We start from the raw sequence: 14,788 nt of genomic DNA, 5'->3' as shown, positions 1-14,788 counted from the left end.
TTTCCGCTCGAAGGTTGCACGGTTCACCGACCTGTGACCGGGGTATCGCCGGATCAGGTGCCGATGTTTCCCTCTTTCGCGCGCCACGCCTCGATCGAGACCCGCGCGGACCGCGTCGCGGCCTCGTAAGTGTCGCCCAGACCCACGCCCAAGGCGGTGGCCAGGGGAATCAGGATGTGGTCCACACCATTCTCGCCGTCGCCGAAGTGGCCGGCGACCTCCAGCGTGATGTAGCCGTGCACGGCGCTCCAGAGCTGGGCGGCGACTTCGAACTCCGGGGCGGGGCGGAACCGGCCGGCGTCGATCACCCGTTTCGCGGCGCGGACGAGGTAGCCGAAGGCCTCGATGCCCTCTTCGCTGGCGTTCTGGCGGGTCTCCTCGCTGGTCATGTCGCCCAGGGTCGCCTTCTGCCCGTTGGGCTGGCTCTGGCCGAAGGTCACCGCGTAGAGGTGCGGTTCGTCCAGCACGGTCCGCCGGTACGCCAGCGCCAGGGTGAGGATGTCGGCCGCCGGGTCGGCGGTCTCCTCGACCTCGCCCAGATTCGCCGACAGCCGCCGGAATCCCTCGCGCGCGACTTCGTCCACGAGCGCGCCCATCCCGCCGAAGTGGGTGTACACGGCCATGGTGGACGCGCCGATCTCGGCCGCCAGCTTGCGGGCCTGGAGTGCCTCCGGGCCGCCGTCCGAAAGCAGCCGGATCGCCGCCTCGATCAGCTTGCGCTTGACCTCGGCGGCCGAAGGTTTCGGTGCCATGCTTGCCAGTATCTCATAACCCTGTTATAAATGAGCGCATAACATCGTTATTCCAGGGTAGGGGGTCTGTGATGGGCAACAAGTTCCTCGAAGGCAACTTCGCTCCGGTCAGCCGTGAGCACACGATCACCGAACTGCGCGTCACCGGGCACATCCCGGAGTACCTGGACGGGCGTTATCTGCGGAACGGGCCGAACCCGCTGTCCGAAGTGGACCCGGCGACGTACCACTGGTTCATGGGCGACGGCATGGTGCACGGCGTCCGGCTAAGGGACGGCCGCGCCGAGTGGTACCGCAACCGCTGGGTGCGCACTCCCCGGTTGTGCGGGGAGATCGGCGAGCGCTGGGAAGGCGGGCCGGTCGACGGCGTCGCGTCCATGGGGGCCAACACGAACGTGATCGGCCACGCGGGCAAGACCCTCGCGCTGATCGAGGGTGGCCCCACGAACTTCGAACTGACCGACGAGCTCGACACCGTCGGTGCCTGCGACTTCGACGGCACCCTTCCCGGCGGCTACACCGCGCATCCGAAACGCGATCCGGAGACCGGTGAACTGCACGCCGTGTCGTACTTCTTCGGCTGGGGCAACAAGGTGCAGTACTCGGTGATCGACGCGCAGGGCCGCGCGCGGCGCAAGGTGGACGTCGAGGTCGCCGGTTCGCCGATGATGCACGACTTCTCCCTGACCGAGAAGCACGTCGTCTTCTACGACCTCCCGGTCACGTTCGCGACCGAACAGGCCGTCGCCGCGACGGTCCCGCCGTTCCTGCGCACGCCCGCCCAGCTGGTGGTGTCCGCGCTGGTGGGCAAGGTCAAGGTGCCGGATCCGCTCAGCGCGCGGCTGCGGCAGCGGATCTCGGGCAACGCCGGCCTGCCCTACCGCTGGAACCCGAAGTACCCGGCGCGGATCGGTGTCATGCCGCGCGACGGCGGCAACGGCGACGTCCGCTGGTTCGAGATCGAGCCGTGCTACGTGTTCCACCCGATGAACGCCTACGACGACGGCGACGACATCGTGCTGGACGTCGTCCGCCATCCGAAGATGTTCGACACCGAATTCCTCGGGCCCGCCGAGGGGCCGCCGACCCTGGATCGCTGGACCATCGACCTGAGTGTCGGCAAGGTCATCGAAGAACGCCTCGACGACCAGGGTCAGGAGTTCCCGCGCGTCGACGAACGGCTGGTCGGGCGGAGGCACCGCTTCGGGTACTCGGTGTCCACAAAGGATGGTTCGGCTTCGTCGGGTTCCTTGCTGAAGCACGATCTGTGGAACCGGTCGGTCCAGTCGAGGGAATTCGGCGACGGCTCGCAGGTGGGGGAGTTCGTGTTCGTCCCGTCCTCAGTGGACGCGGGCGAGGACGAGGGCGTGCTGATGGGTTTCGTCTACGACGCCGCGACGCAGAAGAGCGACCTGACCATTTTGGACGCGGGGACGCTGGAGACCGTCGGCGCCGTGCACCTGCCGGACCGCGTGCCGAACGGCTTCCACGGCAACTGGGTCGGGGCCTGAGTCAGTCGAGGCCGAGCACCCGCTGTTCGCCGGTGTAGAGGTTCATGCTGTCGCCGCGGAGAAAACCGATGAGGGTCATACCGTTCTCCTCGGCCAGTTCCGCGGCCAGCGACGACGGCGCGGAGACCGCCGCCAGCAGGCCGATCCCGGCCATGGCGGCCTTCTGCACCAGTTCGAACGAGGCGCGCCCGGACACCAGCAGCCCGGTGTCCCCGGCGGGGATCCGGCCCGCCTGCAGTGCCCGGCCGAGCACCTTGTCGACGGCGTTGTGCCTGCCGACGTCCTCGCGGACCACGGCGAGGTTCCCGTCGCCGTCGAACAGGGCGGCCGCGTGCAGCCCGCCGGTGCTGGAGAAGACCTTCTGGTGCGCGCGCAGCGTGTCCGGGAGCTTCGCCAGCACTTCGGTGCTCACCGCGAACTCGGACTTCTCCGGGGAGAACCGGCTTTTCAGTTTCACCGCGTCGAGCGCGGCCTTGCCGCAGACACCGCACGAGGACGTCGTGTAGAAGTTGCGCTCGACGCCGGTCTCCGGCGGGGCGACCCCTTCGGCCAGCGCGATGTCGAGGACGTTGTAGGTGTTGCGGCCCTGGTCGTCGACGCCGTCGCAGTACCGCGCGACCGCGACATCCTCGCGTGAGGCGAGTACGCCTTCGGACAGCAGGAACCCGTGCGCGAGCTCGACGTCGTTGCCGGGTGTCCGCATGGTGACCGCGAGTGCCTTGCCACCGACGCGGATCTCCAGCGGCTCTTCGGCCGCGAGCGCGTCGGGCCGCCGCACGTCCTTGGTCGCGGAGATCTTCCGCACCGGACGCCGCACCGTCACCCTGCCCACTTGTCCACCCTTCTGACCCGTTCATTCGACACCTGAGTACTGCAACGTGGGGAATTAAGTAATACATTCCCAGTGCACATCCTCAGAGTACGGAGGCGCCGGATGGCTGTCGGCTTCCTGGACCGTTCCCGCATCGTCGCAGCACCGGGCTGGAGCCGCTGGCTGGTGCCGCCCGCCGCGCTGGCCGTCCACCTGTCGATCGGGCAGGCGTACGCGTGGAGCGTCTTCAAACCGCCGCTGGAGAAGACCCTCGGCCTCACCGGTACCGAGAGCGCGCTGCCGTTCCAGCTCGGCATCGTGATGCTCGGCCTGTCGGCGGCGTTCGGCGGGACGCTGGTCGAGCGCAACGGGCCACGCTGGGCGATGTTCGTCTCGATGGTCTGTTTCAGCTCGGGCTTCCTGCTCTCCGCGCTCGGCGTGGCGACGTCGCAGTACTGGCTCGTCGTCCTCGGCTGGGGCGGGATCGGCGGCATCGGGCTCGGGATCGGCTACATCTCGCCGGTTTCGACCTTGATCAAATGGTTCCCGGACCGGCCGGGGATGGCCACCGGGATCGCGATCATGGGCTTCGGCGGCGGCGCGCTGATCGCCTCGCCGTGGTCTTCGCAGATGCTGGGCGCCGCGCCGTGGTCCATCGGGACGGTCGCGACGGCGTTCCTCGTGCACGGCCTGGTCTACGCGGTCTTCATGACCCTCGGCATCCTGCTGGTGCGGGTCCCCGCAGACGACTGGAAGCCGAAGGGCTGGGAGCCGAAGACCGACCACGGCAACGCGATGATCACCACCGCGAACGTGTCGGCGCGCAACGCCATCAGGACGCCGCAGTTCTGGCTCCTCTGGGTGGTCCTGTGCTTCAACGTGACCGCGGGCATCGGCATCCTGGAGAAGGCCTCGCCGATGATCGCGGATTTCTTCCGCGAGACCTCGACACCGGTCGGCACCGCCGCCGCGGCCGGGTTCGTCGCGTTGCTCTCGCTGACCAACATGCTCGGCCGGTTCGTCTGGTCGTCCACTTCGGATCTGGTGGGGCGCAAGAACATCTACCGGCTGTACCTCGGCGTCGGCGCCCTGCTGTACCTGGTGATCGCGCTGACCACCAACGCCTCGAAACTCGTGTTCGTCCTGTGCGCGATGCTGATCCTGTCCTTCTACGGCGGCGGTTTCGCGACCGTGCCGGCGTACTTGAAGGACCTCTTCGGCACCTATCAGGTGGGCGCGATCCACGGCAGGCTGCTGACCGCGTGGTCGATGGCGGGCGTGCTCGGGCCGCTCATCGTCAACGCCATCGCCGACAGTCAGAAGGCGGCGGGCAAGGTCGGCCCCGACCTCTACTCGACGTCGCTGATCATCATGATCGGCTTGCTGGTCGTCGGCTTCGTCGCCAACGAACTGGTGCGCCCGGTCAACCCGAAGTTCCACGAACCGGCGTCGTCCGGTGAGCCCGCGAGGAGTGAGACCCGATGACCGAACAGGCTCCCGAACGCCGCCGCACCGGGCTGATGATCTTCGCGTGGCTGTGGGTCGCGCTCCCGTTCGCCTACGGCGTCTACGAACTGTTCCGCAAGGTGGTCCAGCTCTTCGGCGGCTGAGTAGGGTCGGCTCGTGGGAGTTCTGGTCACCGGGGCGTCGCGCGGCATCGGCCGTGCGATCGCTCGCGCCTTCGCGGAAAAGGGCGACCGTGTCGCCGTGCACTACGCCTCGAAGCGGGAGGACGCCGAGCGGACCCTCGGCGCTCTGCCCGGTTCCGGCCACGGGCTGGTCCAAGGCGACCTCTCAGAGCCCGACGTGGCCCAACGGGTCGCCGACGAGGCCGAGGCACTGGTAGGCGGGGTCGACGTCCTGGTGAACAACGCCGCCTTCGCGCCGACCGCGGCATCGGCCCATCCCGTGGCCGAAGTGTCCTACGCGGACTGGCAGCGGGCTTGGCGGCGGATGCTCGACGTCAACGTGCTCGGCACCGCGAACGTGACCTACTGCGTGACGAGGCACATGATCGAGCGCGGCGCGCCGGGCCGCGTGGTCAACATCGGCTCGCGCGGCGCCTTCAAGGGCGAACCCGACTTCCCGGCGTACGGCGCGAGCAAGGCCGCGCTGCACTCGCTGGGGCAGTCGCTCGCCGTCGCCCTCGCCCCGCACGGGATCGCCGTGACCTCGGTCGCCCCCGGTTTCACCGCGACCGACCGCGTCGCGGCGAAGGTCGAAGGCGCGAGTGGCGACAGTCCGTTCGGCCGGGTCGGCACGCCGGAGGAGGTCGCGGCGGCGGTGCTCTACCTGGCTTCCGGCGAGGCCGCGTGGGCGTCCGGCGCGATTCTCGACCTGAACGGCGCGTCGCATCTCCGGATGTGAAGTGGATCACTAATGCAGCGATGAGCGGCTCCCGCGCGTCCATAGAACGTGCACAAGCTGGGGAAGGTCCTGGTCGCCGCGCTCGCGGTGACGGTGTTCGGAGGGACCGCGTACGGATACTCGACCATGAAGTCGCTGGACGACGTGACCCGCGAAGACGTGATCGAGGCGCCGGATCCGGGCGAGCAGCCCGCCGACGGGTCGCTGGACATCCTGCTGGTCGGGCGTGATTCGCGGACCGACGAGCACGGGAATCCGCTGTCCCCGGAGATGCTGCGCGAGCTGCGGGTGGGCGCGAACGGCGACGACCTGACCGACACGCTCATCGTGCTCCGCATCCCCAACGGGCAGCAGGCCGTGAAGGCCTTCTCGATCCCGCGCGACTCCTGGGTCGCGGAGCCGGGGACGAAGGACAAGACCAAGATCAACGGGATCTTCGGCCACGCCAAGTTCGCTTCGGCGAGCGAGCAGCGCACAGCGGGCAAGACCGATAAGGCCGAGATCGACAAGGTGGCGATCACGGCCGCGCGGAAGGCGACCCTGAAGGCGGTCGAGGACCTCACCGGCGTCAAGATCGATCACTTCGCCGAGGTCAACCTGCAGAGCTTCTACGACATCAGCAAGGCCGTCGGCGGGGTCGAGGTGTGCTTGAAGCGGGACACCAAGGACATCAAGTCCGGGGCGAACTTCAAGGCCGGCAGGCAGACGATCCAGGGCGCCGACGCGCTCGCCTTCGTCCGCCAGCGCGAGGATCTGCCCCGCAGCGACCTCGACCGCGTCCGCCGTCAGCAGGTGTTCCTGGCCGGGCTGGCGAAGCAGGTGCTCTCCGCCGGGACACTCGCCAACCCGGGCCGCCTCTCCGAACTGATCGACGCGGTGAAACGTTCGGTCGTGCTCGACGGCAAGTGGGACCTGCTCGACTTCGTCCGGCAGATGCGGGGCGTCACCGGCGGCGGCATCGCCTTCGACACGATCCCGGTGGTCAACCCCGACTACCGCTACAACCCCCGGCAACCGACCGCGACCGCCGTGCAGGTGGATCCCGCCCAGGTGCGGGCTTTCGCCGCGTCCCTGATCGGTGCCCAGCCCACGACATCGCAGGAGCCCGCCGGCCCCAAGGTCGACGTCGTCAACGCCAGCGGCAAGGACGGCCTGGCCGCTCGCGTCTCGGATCTCCTGACGGAGAAGGGATTCGGCAAGGGCGAGACCACGGCCGATTCCGGACGGCGGACCTCCGTCGTCCGGTTCAGCGACGCGTCCGGGCCCGCCACGGAGATCGCGAAGCTGCTCGGCGGCCTGGAAACCGAAAAGGCCGCTTCCGTCGCGGCGGGCCATGTCCAGGTCGTGCTGGGACAGGTCTACAAGGGACCGGGCGTGTCCGCGGGCGGCGGGGCGGCCGGGGTCCGGACCGACCAGCCCATCACCTCCGACGACACCGGGTGCATCAACTGAGCCGCTTCACTCCCGTGGCGGGATCTTGCCGTTCTTCGTGACCGGCACGCAAAGCAAGCGCGGAGCCGATCTTCGTGACATGGCAAGGCCTTTCCGCGAAGTGGGTTGGCCACTTCACGGTGGACCTCGCGCGGCGCCGCGCTGCACCGCCAAGCGGGCAACCTAAGGTGCGGTGTGGCTCAGTCGCACCTCGTAGATCGACGGGGGCAGGGGCAGGAACAAGTCCGCCAGCGCCGTCATGTCGGCATTGAGGTACCGGCCGCTGTCGGTCTCCGCCTGGATGGAGAGCCCGCCGCCGGTGTTGTGGATCCTCAGTACGGCGCTCGTGAACACGACCGAACGCGTGCTGTCCCGCAGAAGGCGCGCCATCTCGCGGCCGATGTCCCCAGGGTTCATGGGCGTGAACCTAGCGGGAGGGACCGACAAGAAACCGTCAGGCCACGGGCTCCAACCGCACGACGATCGCCTTCGACACCGGCGTGTTCGACTTGTCCGCCACCGAATCCAGTGGCACCAAGGCGTTCGCCTCGGGGAAGTACGCCGCCGCGCAGCCCTTCGCCGTCGGATAGGAGACCACCCGGAACCGCGGGGCCCGGCGGTCGCCGTCCCGCCATTCCGAGACCAGGTCGACCATCGCGCCGTCGGACAGCCCGAGCGCGGCCAGGTCGTCGGGGTTGACCAGCACTACGCGCCGCGCGTCTTCGATGCCGCGGTAACGGTCGGAAAGGCCGTAGATGGTGGTGTTGTACTGGTCGTGGCTGCGCATCGTCTGCAGCAGCAGCCTGCCTTCGGGCACCTGGGGGTACTCGAGTTCGGAGACGGTGAAGTTCGCCTTGCCGTTCGCGGTTCCGTTGAACTGCCGGGAATCGCGCGGCGCGTTCGGCAGGACGAAGCCGTCGGGCTCGCGCACGCGGGCGTTGTAGTCGTGGCAGCCGGGGACGACGCGGGCGATCCGGTCACGGATCAGGTCGTAGTCGGCGTGGAAGTCCCGCCACGGCACGGGATGCCCGGCGCCGAACAGCGCTTCCGCGAGGTGGCAGATGATCGCGACCTCGGAGAGCAGGTGCTCACTGGCCGGGGCCAGCCTGCCGCGTGAGGTGTGCACCTGCGACATCGAGTCCTCGACGGTGACGAACTGCTCGCCGCCCGCCTGGACGTCGCGTTCGGTGCGGCCGAGGGTCGGCAGGATCAGCGCGGTCTTGCCGGGGACGACGTGCGAGCGGTTGAGCTTCGTCGACACGTGCGCGGTCAAGGAGCACGACTTGAGCGCCTTCTCCGTGAGCTCCGTGTCCGGTGTGGCGGAAGCGAAGTTGCCGCCGACGGCGAAGAAGACCTTGCCCTTGCCGTCCCGCATCGCGCGGATTGCGTCGACGGTGTCGTGACCGTGGTCCCGTGGCACCTTGATGCCGAATTCGGCGTCGAGACTGTCCATAAAGGACTCCGGCATCTTCTCCCAGATGCCCATCGTCCGGTCGCCCTGGACGTTGGAGTGCCCGCGCACCGGGCACAGGCCCGCGCCCGGCTCGCCGATCATGCCGCGCAGCAGCGCCAGGTTCGCGATCTCGGAGATGGTCTGCACCGCGTGCTTGTGCTGGGTCAGTCCCATCGCCCAGCAGTAGATGGTCCGCTTCGACGTCGCGATCATCCGCGCCAGCCGCTCGATCTGCTCACGCGGCAGCCCGGTCGCGGCGCCGACCTCGGCCCAGTCGATCTCCCGCAGATGCTTCGCGTAGTCCTCGAAGCCCTCGGAGGACGACTCGATGAACGCGCGGTCGACGATCGTGCCGGGCGTCTCCTGCTCCCACTGAAGCAGGAGATGACCGATCGCCTGGAACAGCGCGAGGTCGCCGCCGAGCCGGATCTGCGCGAACTCGTCGGCCAGCGGGGTGCCCTTGCCGACCACGCCGCGGACGTTCTGCGGGTTCTTGAACCGCATCAGGCCGGCTTCCGGCAGCGGGTTGACCGCCATGATCTTGGCGCCGTTGCCCTTGGCCTCTTCCAGCGCGGACAGCATGCGCGGATGGTTCGTGCCGGGGTTCTGGCCGACCACCACGATCAGGTCCGCCTTGTGGATGTCGGCGAGTGTCACCGAGCCCTTGCCGATGCCGGTCGTGGCCGCGAGCGCCGCGCCGGAGGACTCGTGGCACATGTTGGAGCAATCCGGCAGGTTGTTCGTGCCGTAGGAACGCACGAGCAGCTGGTAGAGGAACGCGGCCTCGTTGCTGGTGCGGCCGGAAGTGTAGAAGATCGCCTCGTTCGGGTCCTGCAGCGCGCGAAGCTCGTCCGCGACCAGCGTGAAGGCGTCGTCCCAGGAGATCGGTTCGTAGCGCGAGGCGCCTTCGCGCAGCACGAACGGCTCGGTGATGCGGCCCTGCTGGCCGAGCCAGTAGTCCGTCTTGTCCGCCAGCTCGTGGATGGAGTGCGCGGCGAAGAACTCGCGGCCGACCCGGCGCTTCGTCGCCTCCTCGGCGACGGCCTTCGCCCCGTTTTCGCAGAACTCCGCGAGCTTGCGATGCTCGCCGTCGACCTCGCGCGGCTCCGGCCAGGCGCAACCGGGGCAGTCGAAACCGTCGCGCTGGTTCAGCAGGCGCAGCGTCTTGACGGTGCGCGCGGCGCCCATCTGCTCCATGCCGCGCATCAGGGAAACGGCGACCCCGGGGATCCCGGCCGCCCAGCTCTTCGGTTTCCCGACTTCGAGCTGTGTCTCGTCAACGTCGTTCGCGGGTGCTTCGCGGGTCATGACCCCATCGTGCGCCTTGCCGCTCCCGCGCGCGACCGAGGGGTGCCCGGCCGGTCATGCGCGTTCCCAATGTCGCATCAGGGATGCTGAGGGGCGCGATCAGGCGTCGGTGACGAGCCGGGTGATCTGCGATTCGTCCAGCGGGAACCAGGGCGTCTCGTTGACGCCGCGTTCCTGCACCGCGTTCACCGTCACCGCGGCCACGACCAGCACGATCAGGGCGACGATCGCGGCGACGCCCGGCCACCGGCTCGTCCCCGGAGCGGAGTAGCCGCCACCGGAGGCCGCCTTGCGCTGCTTGCGGCGCTTCTTCTTGAGCTCCTTCTTCGCACCCAGCCAGGCGTCCAGCTCGGCGTGCTTCTGCCAGTTCGGGTCGACCAGGTCCGGATGCGTCTCGATCCGCCGGTCCTCTTCGTCCATCTCGTCCTCTTCCCCAGGATTCGGCCGACTACCCGCAGGTGTCCAGCGACGGCAAGGGTTTCGTCGGGTCGTAGGTGGCGACTTCGTCGGCGACGGGTGGGCCGACGAGGGGTCTGTCCTTGTCAGCGTACTGGGGCGCGAGGATGCCGGTCTTGATCGCGTCGCAGGCCATGCGTGAGCGGTAGCCCGCGCCTTCCCCGAAGGCGAGCCCGGCGTCGCCCTTCACGAACGGTGGTGCCTTGCGGATCACGTAGTCCTGTTCTTCGCGGAGGAACGGGACGATGTCCGCCGGCGACAGTGCCTCGCCCGGGCGCGCGTCGAAGGCGTACGCGGTCGTGTAGCTCGCGTGGATGACCAGCTCGCCTCGGTCGCCGGACTTCGCCGTCAGCGAGCCGGTCATCCGCGGGGGAGCCTTCGACAGCCCCTTCGGCCCGATGAGGGTCAGGTACCGGTTCTTCTCGACGGTGGGACCGCTCGTGAGCATCTCCTGGAGAGGGGCGCGCTGGTTCGGGGCCAGCAGCGCGAGCAGTTCCGAACCGTCGTGGTCACGCAGCGCCCGGGACCCGAGCCGCGCGGCCGCGATGGCCTCCGTCACCTTCCGGTACGCGGCGTCGACCTCCTGCGCGGAGAAGCCGCCGACGGCCTGCCCCGGCGGCACGGTGATCCCGGCCAGACCTTCACGCCAGGTCGCGGCGGGGGTGCGGTCGAAAGGCCGGTCGAGATCGACACCGCTGATCACCGGGGCCGGCTTCGGAGGCTGCTCCGCGCTTGAGCTTCCCCGCATCTGGTGCACGACGACCGCCGCGGCCCCGAGCAGGGCCACGGTCCCGGTCACGAACAGGGCCACGACGACCTTGCGGGTCATCCGGAACCGTCGGCGCGGCCGCTGCTTCCGCCGCCGCTTGAGGTCCTTCTTCGCGCCGAGCCGAGCTTCGCGTTCGGCTTGCTTGCGCCATTCCGGATCCATCAGATCCGGATGCGTCTCCAACCGCGCGTCCTCCAAGAACCCGCCCCTCCCCAGTGCGTGACGACATCCCCTCATCGGCTGGGAACGGCGGGCGTTACGGCCGGTGAGGAACTCGTTAGAGGGGGTTCGTAGACTTGTCAACTGTGACCGAGAACGCCCAGCAGCAGCAGACCGACCTTCCGGGTGCCTGGAACCCGGCCGACGAAGAAGCCTCGCTCTACCAGCGTTGGGTAGACGCCGGCTACTTCACGGCCGACCCCACGTCGGACAAGCCGCCGTTCACGGTAGTCATCCCGCCCCCGAACGTGACCGGTTCGCTGCACATCGGGCACGCGTTCGAGCACACCCTGATCGACGCCATCACCCGCTACCACCGCATGCTCGGCGACGAGACGCTGTACCTGCCGGGCATGGACCACGCGAGCATCGCGGTCCACGCGCTGGTCGAGAAGCAGCTCCGCGCCGAGGGCACCAGCCGCCGCGAGCTCGGCCGCGAGGCCTTCGTGGAGCGCGTCTGGCAGTGGAAGAACGAGCACGGCGGCAAGATCCTCGCCCAGATGAAGCGCCTCGGCGAGGGCGTCGACTGGACCCGCGAGCGGTTCACCATGGACGACGGCCTGTCCAAGGCCGTCAACACGATCTTCAAGAAGCTCTTCGACGACGGCCTGATCTACCGCGCCGAGCGGCTGGTCAACTGGTCGCCGGAGCTGCGGTCGGTGCTGTCCGACGCCGAGGTGAAGCACGAAGAGGTCGAGGGCGAACTCGTCTCGATGCGCTACGGCGACGGCGAGAACGCGATCGTCGTGGCCACCACCCGGATGGAGACGATGCTCGGCGACACCGCCGTCGCGGTCCACCCGGACGACGAGCGCTACACGCACCTCATCGGCACCGAGGTCGAGCTGCCGCTGACCGGGCGCAAGATCCCGATCGTCGCGGACAAGCACGTCGACCCGGAGTTCGGCACCGGCGCGGTCAAGGTGACCCCCGCGCACGACCCGAACGACTTCGAGATCGGCCAGCGCCACGACCTGCCGATGATCACGATCATGGACGAGCAGGGCCGGATCGACGGCACCGGCACCGAGTTCGACGGCATGGACCGCTTCGAGGCCCGCGTCGCGGTGCGGGAGAAGCTGCGCGAGCAGGGCCGCATCGTCGCGGAGAAGCGTCCGTACCTGCACAGCGTCGGGCACTCCGAGCGGTCGAAGGAGCCGATCGAGCCGCGGCTCTCGCTGCAGTGGTTCGTCAAGGTCGGCCCGCTCGCGAAGGCCGCCGGCGACGCGGTGCGCGACGGCCGCGTGAACGTCCACCCGGCCGAGATGGAGAAGCGCTACTTCGACTGGGTCGACAACCTGCACGACTGGTGCATCTCGCGCCAGCTGTGGTGGGGCCACCGCATCCCGGTCTGGTACGGCCCGAACGACGAGGTCGTCTGCGTCGGACCGGACGAGGAGCCGCCTTCGGGTGAGGGCTGGACCCAGGACCCGGACGTGCTCGACACCTGGTTCTCCTCGGGCCTGTGGCCGTTCTCGACCCTCGGCTGGCCGGAGAAGACCCCGGACCTGAACAAGTTCTATCCGACGTCGGTGCTGGTCACCGGCTACGACATCCTGTTCTTCTGGGTCGTGCGGATGATGATGTTCGGCCTCTACGCCACCGGCGAGGCGCCGTTCAAGACCATCGCGCTGCACGGCATGGTCCGCGACCAGTTCGGCAAGAAGATGTCGAAGACCGCGGGCAACGGCGTCGACCCCATCGAGTGGATGGACAAGTACGGCACCGACGCGCTGCGCTTCACCCTCACGAGGGGCGCGAACCCGGGCACCGACGTGCCGATCGGCGAAGAGTGGGTCGCGGGCTCCCGGAACTTCACCACGAAGCTCTGGAACGCCACCAAGTTCGCGATGATGAACGGCGCGGACGCGACCGCCCCGCTGCCGCCGGCCGCCGAGCTCACCGAGGCCGACCGCTGGATCCTCGGCAGGCTCGGCAACGTCGTCGACGAGGTCACCGGTTACCTGGCGGACTACCAGTTCGCGAAGGCCACCGACACGCTCTACCAGTTCACCTGGACCGAGTTGTGCGACTGGTACCTGGAGCTGTCGAAGGTCCAGGTCTTCCAGGGTGACGAGGCCCGCGTGACGGCGACGCGCGCGGTGCTCGGGCACCTGTTCGACACCGTGCTGAAGCTGCTGCACCCGTTCATCCCGTTCATCACCGAGAAGCTGTGGACGGCGCTGACCGGCCGCGAGTCGCTGGTGGTCGCCCCGTGGCCGGTGGCGGACTCTTCGTACGCCGACGCCGTGGCGGACAAGCGGATCGCGGACGTGCAGAAGCTGGTCACCGAGGTGCGCCGGTTCCGCGCGGACCAAGGCCTCAAGCCCAGCCAGAAGGTGGCGGCGCGGCTGTCCGGCGACGGGTTCGCCGAGATCAGCGGGCACGACGAGCCGATCCGCGCGCTGGTCCGGCTCACCCAGCCGGAGGAGGGCTTCGCGCCGAGCGCGTCGCTCGAGGTCGGGCTGTCGGCCGGTGTGGTGACCGTCGAACTGGACCTGTCCGGCACCATCGACGTCGCCGCGGAGCGCAAGCGCCTGCAGAAGGACCTCGGCGCGGCGGAGAAGGAACTGGCGCAGGCCGAGGCCAAGCTCGGCAACCAGGCCTTCATCGACAAGGCGCCGGAGCCGGTGATCGGCAAGATCCGGGCCCGCAAGGAGACCGCGGTCGCGGACATCGAGCGCATCAACGCCCGGTTGGCCGCCCTGCCCGCCTCCTGACGAACGCTATGAACGGGCCGTTCCTTGCAAATTTGGCAAGGAACGGCCCGTTCATTGCATTCAGCGGAGGTGACGGAGGATCACTCCGGCCACCCCCACCATCCCGGTGCGGTACGGGTGGTACGCCGCCGCGGCGAGCAGTTTCGTGTGCTGCCCGTTGATCCACGCGGCCCCGTTCGGCGCGCAAGCGTCATGCCCGGCGGAAGGGCCGAAGGTGTCCACGAAGGTCGCCTTGCCGTCGGCCGCGACGGCCTTCTCGATCGCCGAGTTCAACGCCTTCTCGACGTCGTTGAGCCAGGCGTAGTCGCCCTCGGCGAAGGGCAGGATCTTCGGACAGTAGCCGGATTCCGGCGCGATCCGCGGGTAGCCGACGACGAGCACGTCGGCGCGGGGCGAGCGGGCGTGGACGCCGGCCAGCACCTTCTCGACGTTCTTGCCGGTTTCGGCGATCTTGGCCTTGATGGTGTCGACGCCGTCGACGGTGAACCTGTCCTGGCACGGGCTCCCGGTGGGATCGCTCGCGCGCAGCGACGGGCAGGTGCCGACCAGGGTGCCGAAGACGCCGTAGTCGTTGCCGCCGATACCGACGGTGACCAGGTCGGTGTTCGCGCGCAGGGCGCTGAACTGCGGCGGGTTGCTGCCGAGGGTCACGTTCTGCCGCTGCGTCATGTTGGTCGTGTCCGCGCCGCCGCAGCTGATGTCGGTGAAGGAGCGGACCCGCAGTGCCGAAGCGAGGATCGACGGGTAGTTCTGCGTCGACTTGCCGCAGAAGAGCGGGTCGAGGCGGGGGAGCGGGATGAGCGGTCCGGAGGTGTAGGAATCACCCAGCGCGACGTAATTCCGGTAGGACCGCGTGGTGGCGGTGGCCGCCGTGGCGGAGGCGATCAGCAGGACGATGGTCGAGACGGCCGCGAACAGGACGCGTCTGTGGCGCATGAGGACCCCGATCTCCGGACTGGATGGCCTCTCAAAAATGAACCGGATCCGGCCG

General features: G+C 68.7%; 13 protein-coding genes. 6 read left to right on the top strand and 7 right to left on the bottom strand.

Annotated features, from left to right (window positions below):
* Window positions 1-53: 53 nt before the first annotated feature.
* The gene (locus ACIRGA_RS25260) at window positions 54-752 is read right to left on the bottom strand and encodes a TetR/AcrR family transcriptional regulator (protein WP_400945061.1); all 699 of its coding nucleotides are present in this window, start codon (window positions 750-752) and stop codon (window positions 54-56) included.
* Window positions 753-823: 71 nt separating this feature from the next.
* Between ACIRGA_RS25260 and ACIRGA_RS25255 the strand changes: the two genes are divergently transcribed.
* Window positions 824-2,263 (top strand): carotenoid oxygenase family protein, encoded by a 1,440-nt coding sequence (locus tag ACIRGA_RS25255; protein WP_400945059.1) that lies wholly within the window; start codon window positions 824-826, stop codon window positions 2,261-2,263.
* 1 nt (window position 2,264) lies between these two features.
* Here the strand turns inward: ACIRGA_RS25255 and fdhD are convergent, their stop codons facing one another.
* The gene (gene fdhD, locus ACIRGA_RS25250; protein ID WP_400945057.1) at window positions 2,265-3,095 is read right to left on the bottom strand and encodes a formate dehydrogenase accessory sulfurtransferase FdhD; all 831 of its coding nucleotides are present in this window, start codon (window positions 3,093-3,095) and stop codon (window positions 2,265-2,267) included.
* A 102-nt stretch (window positions 3,096-3,197) separates the two neighbouring features.
* Here fdhD and ACIRGA_RS25245 point away from each other — a divergent pair, with 102 nt between their 5' ends.
* The 4 genes from ACIRGA_RS25245 to ACIRGA_RS25230 are packed head-to-tail and all read left to right on the top strand — an operon-like array spanning window position 3,198 to window position 6,893.
* A complete protein-coding gene (locus tag ACIRGA_RS25245) occupies window positions 3,198-4,559 on the top strand; it encodes an OFA family MFS transporter (protein ID WP_400945055.1) in 1,362 nt (453 codons plus the stop codon).
* A complete protein-coding gene (locus ACIRGA_RS25240; protein ID WP_400945053.1) occupies window positions 4,556-4,684 on the top strand; it encodes a hypothetical protein in 129 nt (42 codons plus the stop codon). The genes ACIRGA_RS25245 and ACIRGA_RS25240 overlap by 4 nt, the downstream gene beginning before the upstream one ends.
* A 13-nt stretch (window positions 4,685-4,697) precedes the next feature.
* Window positions 4,698-5,441 carry an SDR family NAD(P)-dependent oxidoreductase gene (locus ACIRGA_RS25235; protein WP_400945051.1) on the top strand — a complete coding sequence of 248 codons (744 nt, stop codon included), beginning with the start codon at window positions 4,698-4,700 and terminating at the stop codon, window positions 5,439-5,441.
* A 48-nt stretch (window positions 5,442-5,489) separates the two neighbouring features.
* The gene (locus tag ACIRGA_RS25230; protein WP_400945049.1) at window positions 5,490-6,893 is read left to right on the top strand and encodes an LCP family protein; all 1,404 of its coding nucleotides are present in this window, start codon (window positions 5,490-5,492) and stop codon (window positions 6,891-6,893) included.
* A 162-nt stretch (window positions 6,894-7,055) separates the two neighbouring features.
* Here ACIRGA_RS25230 and ACIRGA_RS25225 read toward each other — a convergent pair whose 3' ends face one another.
* The 4 genes from ACIRGA_RS25225 to ACIRGA_RS25210 all read right to left on the bottom strand — a co-directional run bounded on the left by ACIRGA_RS25225 (window position 7,056) and on the right by ACIRGA_RS25210 (window position 11,056).
* Window positions 7,056-7,289, bottom strand: a complete 234-nt coding sequence (locus tag ACIRGA_RS25225) for a hypothetical protein (RefSeq protein ID WP_400945047.1) — start codon at window positions 7,287-7,289, stop codon at window positions 7,056-7,058.
* A gap of 37 nt (window positions 7,290-7,326) precedes the next feature.
* Complete coding sequence (locus ACIRGA_RS25220) at window positions 7,327-9,633, bottom strand: FdhF/YdeP family oxidoreductase (RefSeq protein ID WP_400945045.1); 2,307 nt, start codon at window positions 9,631-9,633, stop codon at window positions 7,327-7,329.
* Between the two features lie 99 nt (window positions 9,634-9,732).
* Window positions 9,733-10,053, bottom strand: a complete 321-nt coding sequence (locus ACIRGA_RS25215; RefSeq protein ID WP_400945043.1) for a hypothetical protein — start codon at window positions 10,051-10,053, stop codon at window positions 9,733-9,735.
* Between the two features lie 28 nt (window positions 10,054-10,081).
* Window positions 10,082-11,056: a hypothetical protein gene (locus ACIRGA_RS25210; protein ID WP_400945041.1), complete on the bottom strand. Its 975-nt coding sequence runs from the start codon at window positions 11,054-11,056 to the stop codon at window positions 10,082-10,084.
* 107 nt (window positions 11,057-11,163) lie between these two features.
* Here ACIRGA_RS25210 and ACIRGA_RS25205 point away from each other — a divergent pair, with 107 nt between their 5' ends.
* On the top strand, window positions 11,164-13,797 hold the full coding sequence (locus tag ACIRGA_RS25205) for a valine--tRNA ligase (protein ID WP_400945039.1): 2,634 nt from the start codon (window positions 11,164-11,166) through the stop codon (window positions 13,795-13,797).
* A 60-nt stretch (window positions 13,798-13,857) separates the two neighbouring features.
* Here ACIRGA_RS25205 and ACIRGA_RS25200 read toward each other — a convergent pair whose 3' ends face one another.
* Entirely contained in the window at window positions 13,858-14,733 is an 876-nt protein-coding gene (locus ACIRGA_RS25200) for an SGNH/GDSL hydrolase family protein (RefSeq protein ID WP_400945037.1), read from the bottom strand.
* Window positions 14,734-14,788 lie beyond the last annotated feature (55 nt).

The organism is Amycolatopsis sp. NPDC102389 (genome assembly GCF_044765885.1).
Classification (GTDB): domain Bacteria; phylum Actinomycetota; class Actinomycetes; order Mycobacteriales; family Pseudonocardiaceae; genus Amycolatopsis.
Note: the sequence above shows the minus strand (reverse complement) of the source record. Positions and strands in the feature narration are given on the sequence as shown.

Excerpts from the sequence above, each read along its gene's own strand:
- ACIRGA_RS25260 (WP_400945061.1), bottom strand. The coding sequence starts at position 752 with ATGGCACCGAAACCTTCGGCCGCCGAGGTCAAGCGCAAGCTGATCGAG.
- ACIRGA_RS25255 (WP_400945059.1), top strand. The coding sequence starts at position 824 with ATGGGCAACAAGTTCCTCGAAGGCAACTTCGCTCCGGTCAGCCGTGAG.
- ACIRGA_RS25245 (WP_400945055.1), top strand. The coding sequence starts at position 3,198 with ATGGCTGTCGGCTTCCTGGACCGTTCCCGCATCGTCGCAGCACCGGGC.
- ACIRGA_RS25240 (WP_400945053.1), top strand. The coding sequence starts at position 4,556 with ATGACCGAACAGGCTCCCGAACGCCGCCGCACCGGGCTGATGATCTTC.
- ACIRGA_RS25225 (WP_400945047.1), bottom strand. The coding sequence starts at position 7,289 with ATGAACCCTGGGGACATCGGCCGCGAGATGGCGCGCCTTCTGCGGGAC.
- ACIRGA_RS25220 (WP_400945045.1), bottom strand. The coding sequence starts at position 9,633 with ATGACCCGCGAAGCACCCGCGAACGACGTTGACGAGACACAGCTCGAA.
- ACIRGA_RS25215 (WP_400945043.1), bottom strand. The coding sequence starts at position 10,053 with ATGGACGAAGAGGACCGGCGGATCGAGACGCATCCGGACCTGGTCGAC.
- ACIRGA_RS25200 (WP_400945037.1), bottom strand. The coding sequence starts at position 14,733 with ATGCGCCACAGACGCGTCCTGTTCGCGGCCGTCTCGACCATCGTCCTG.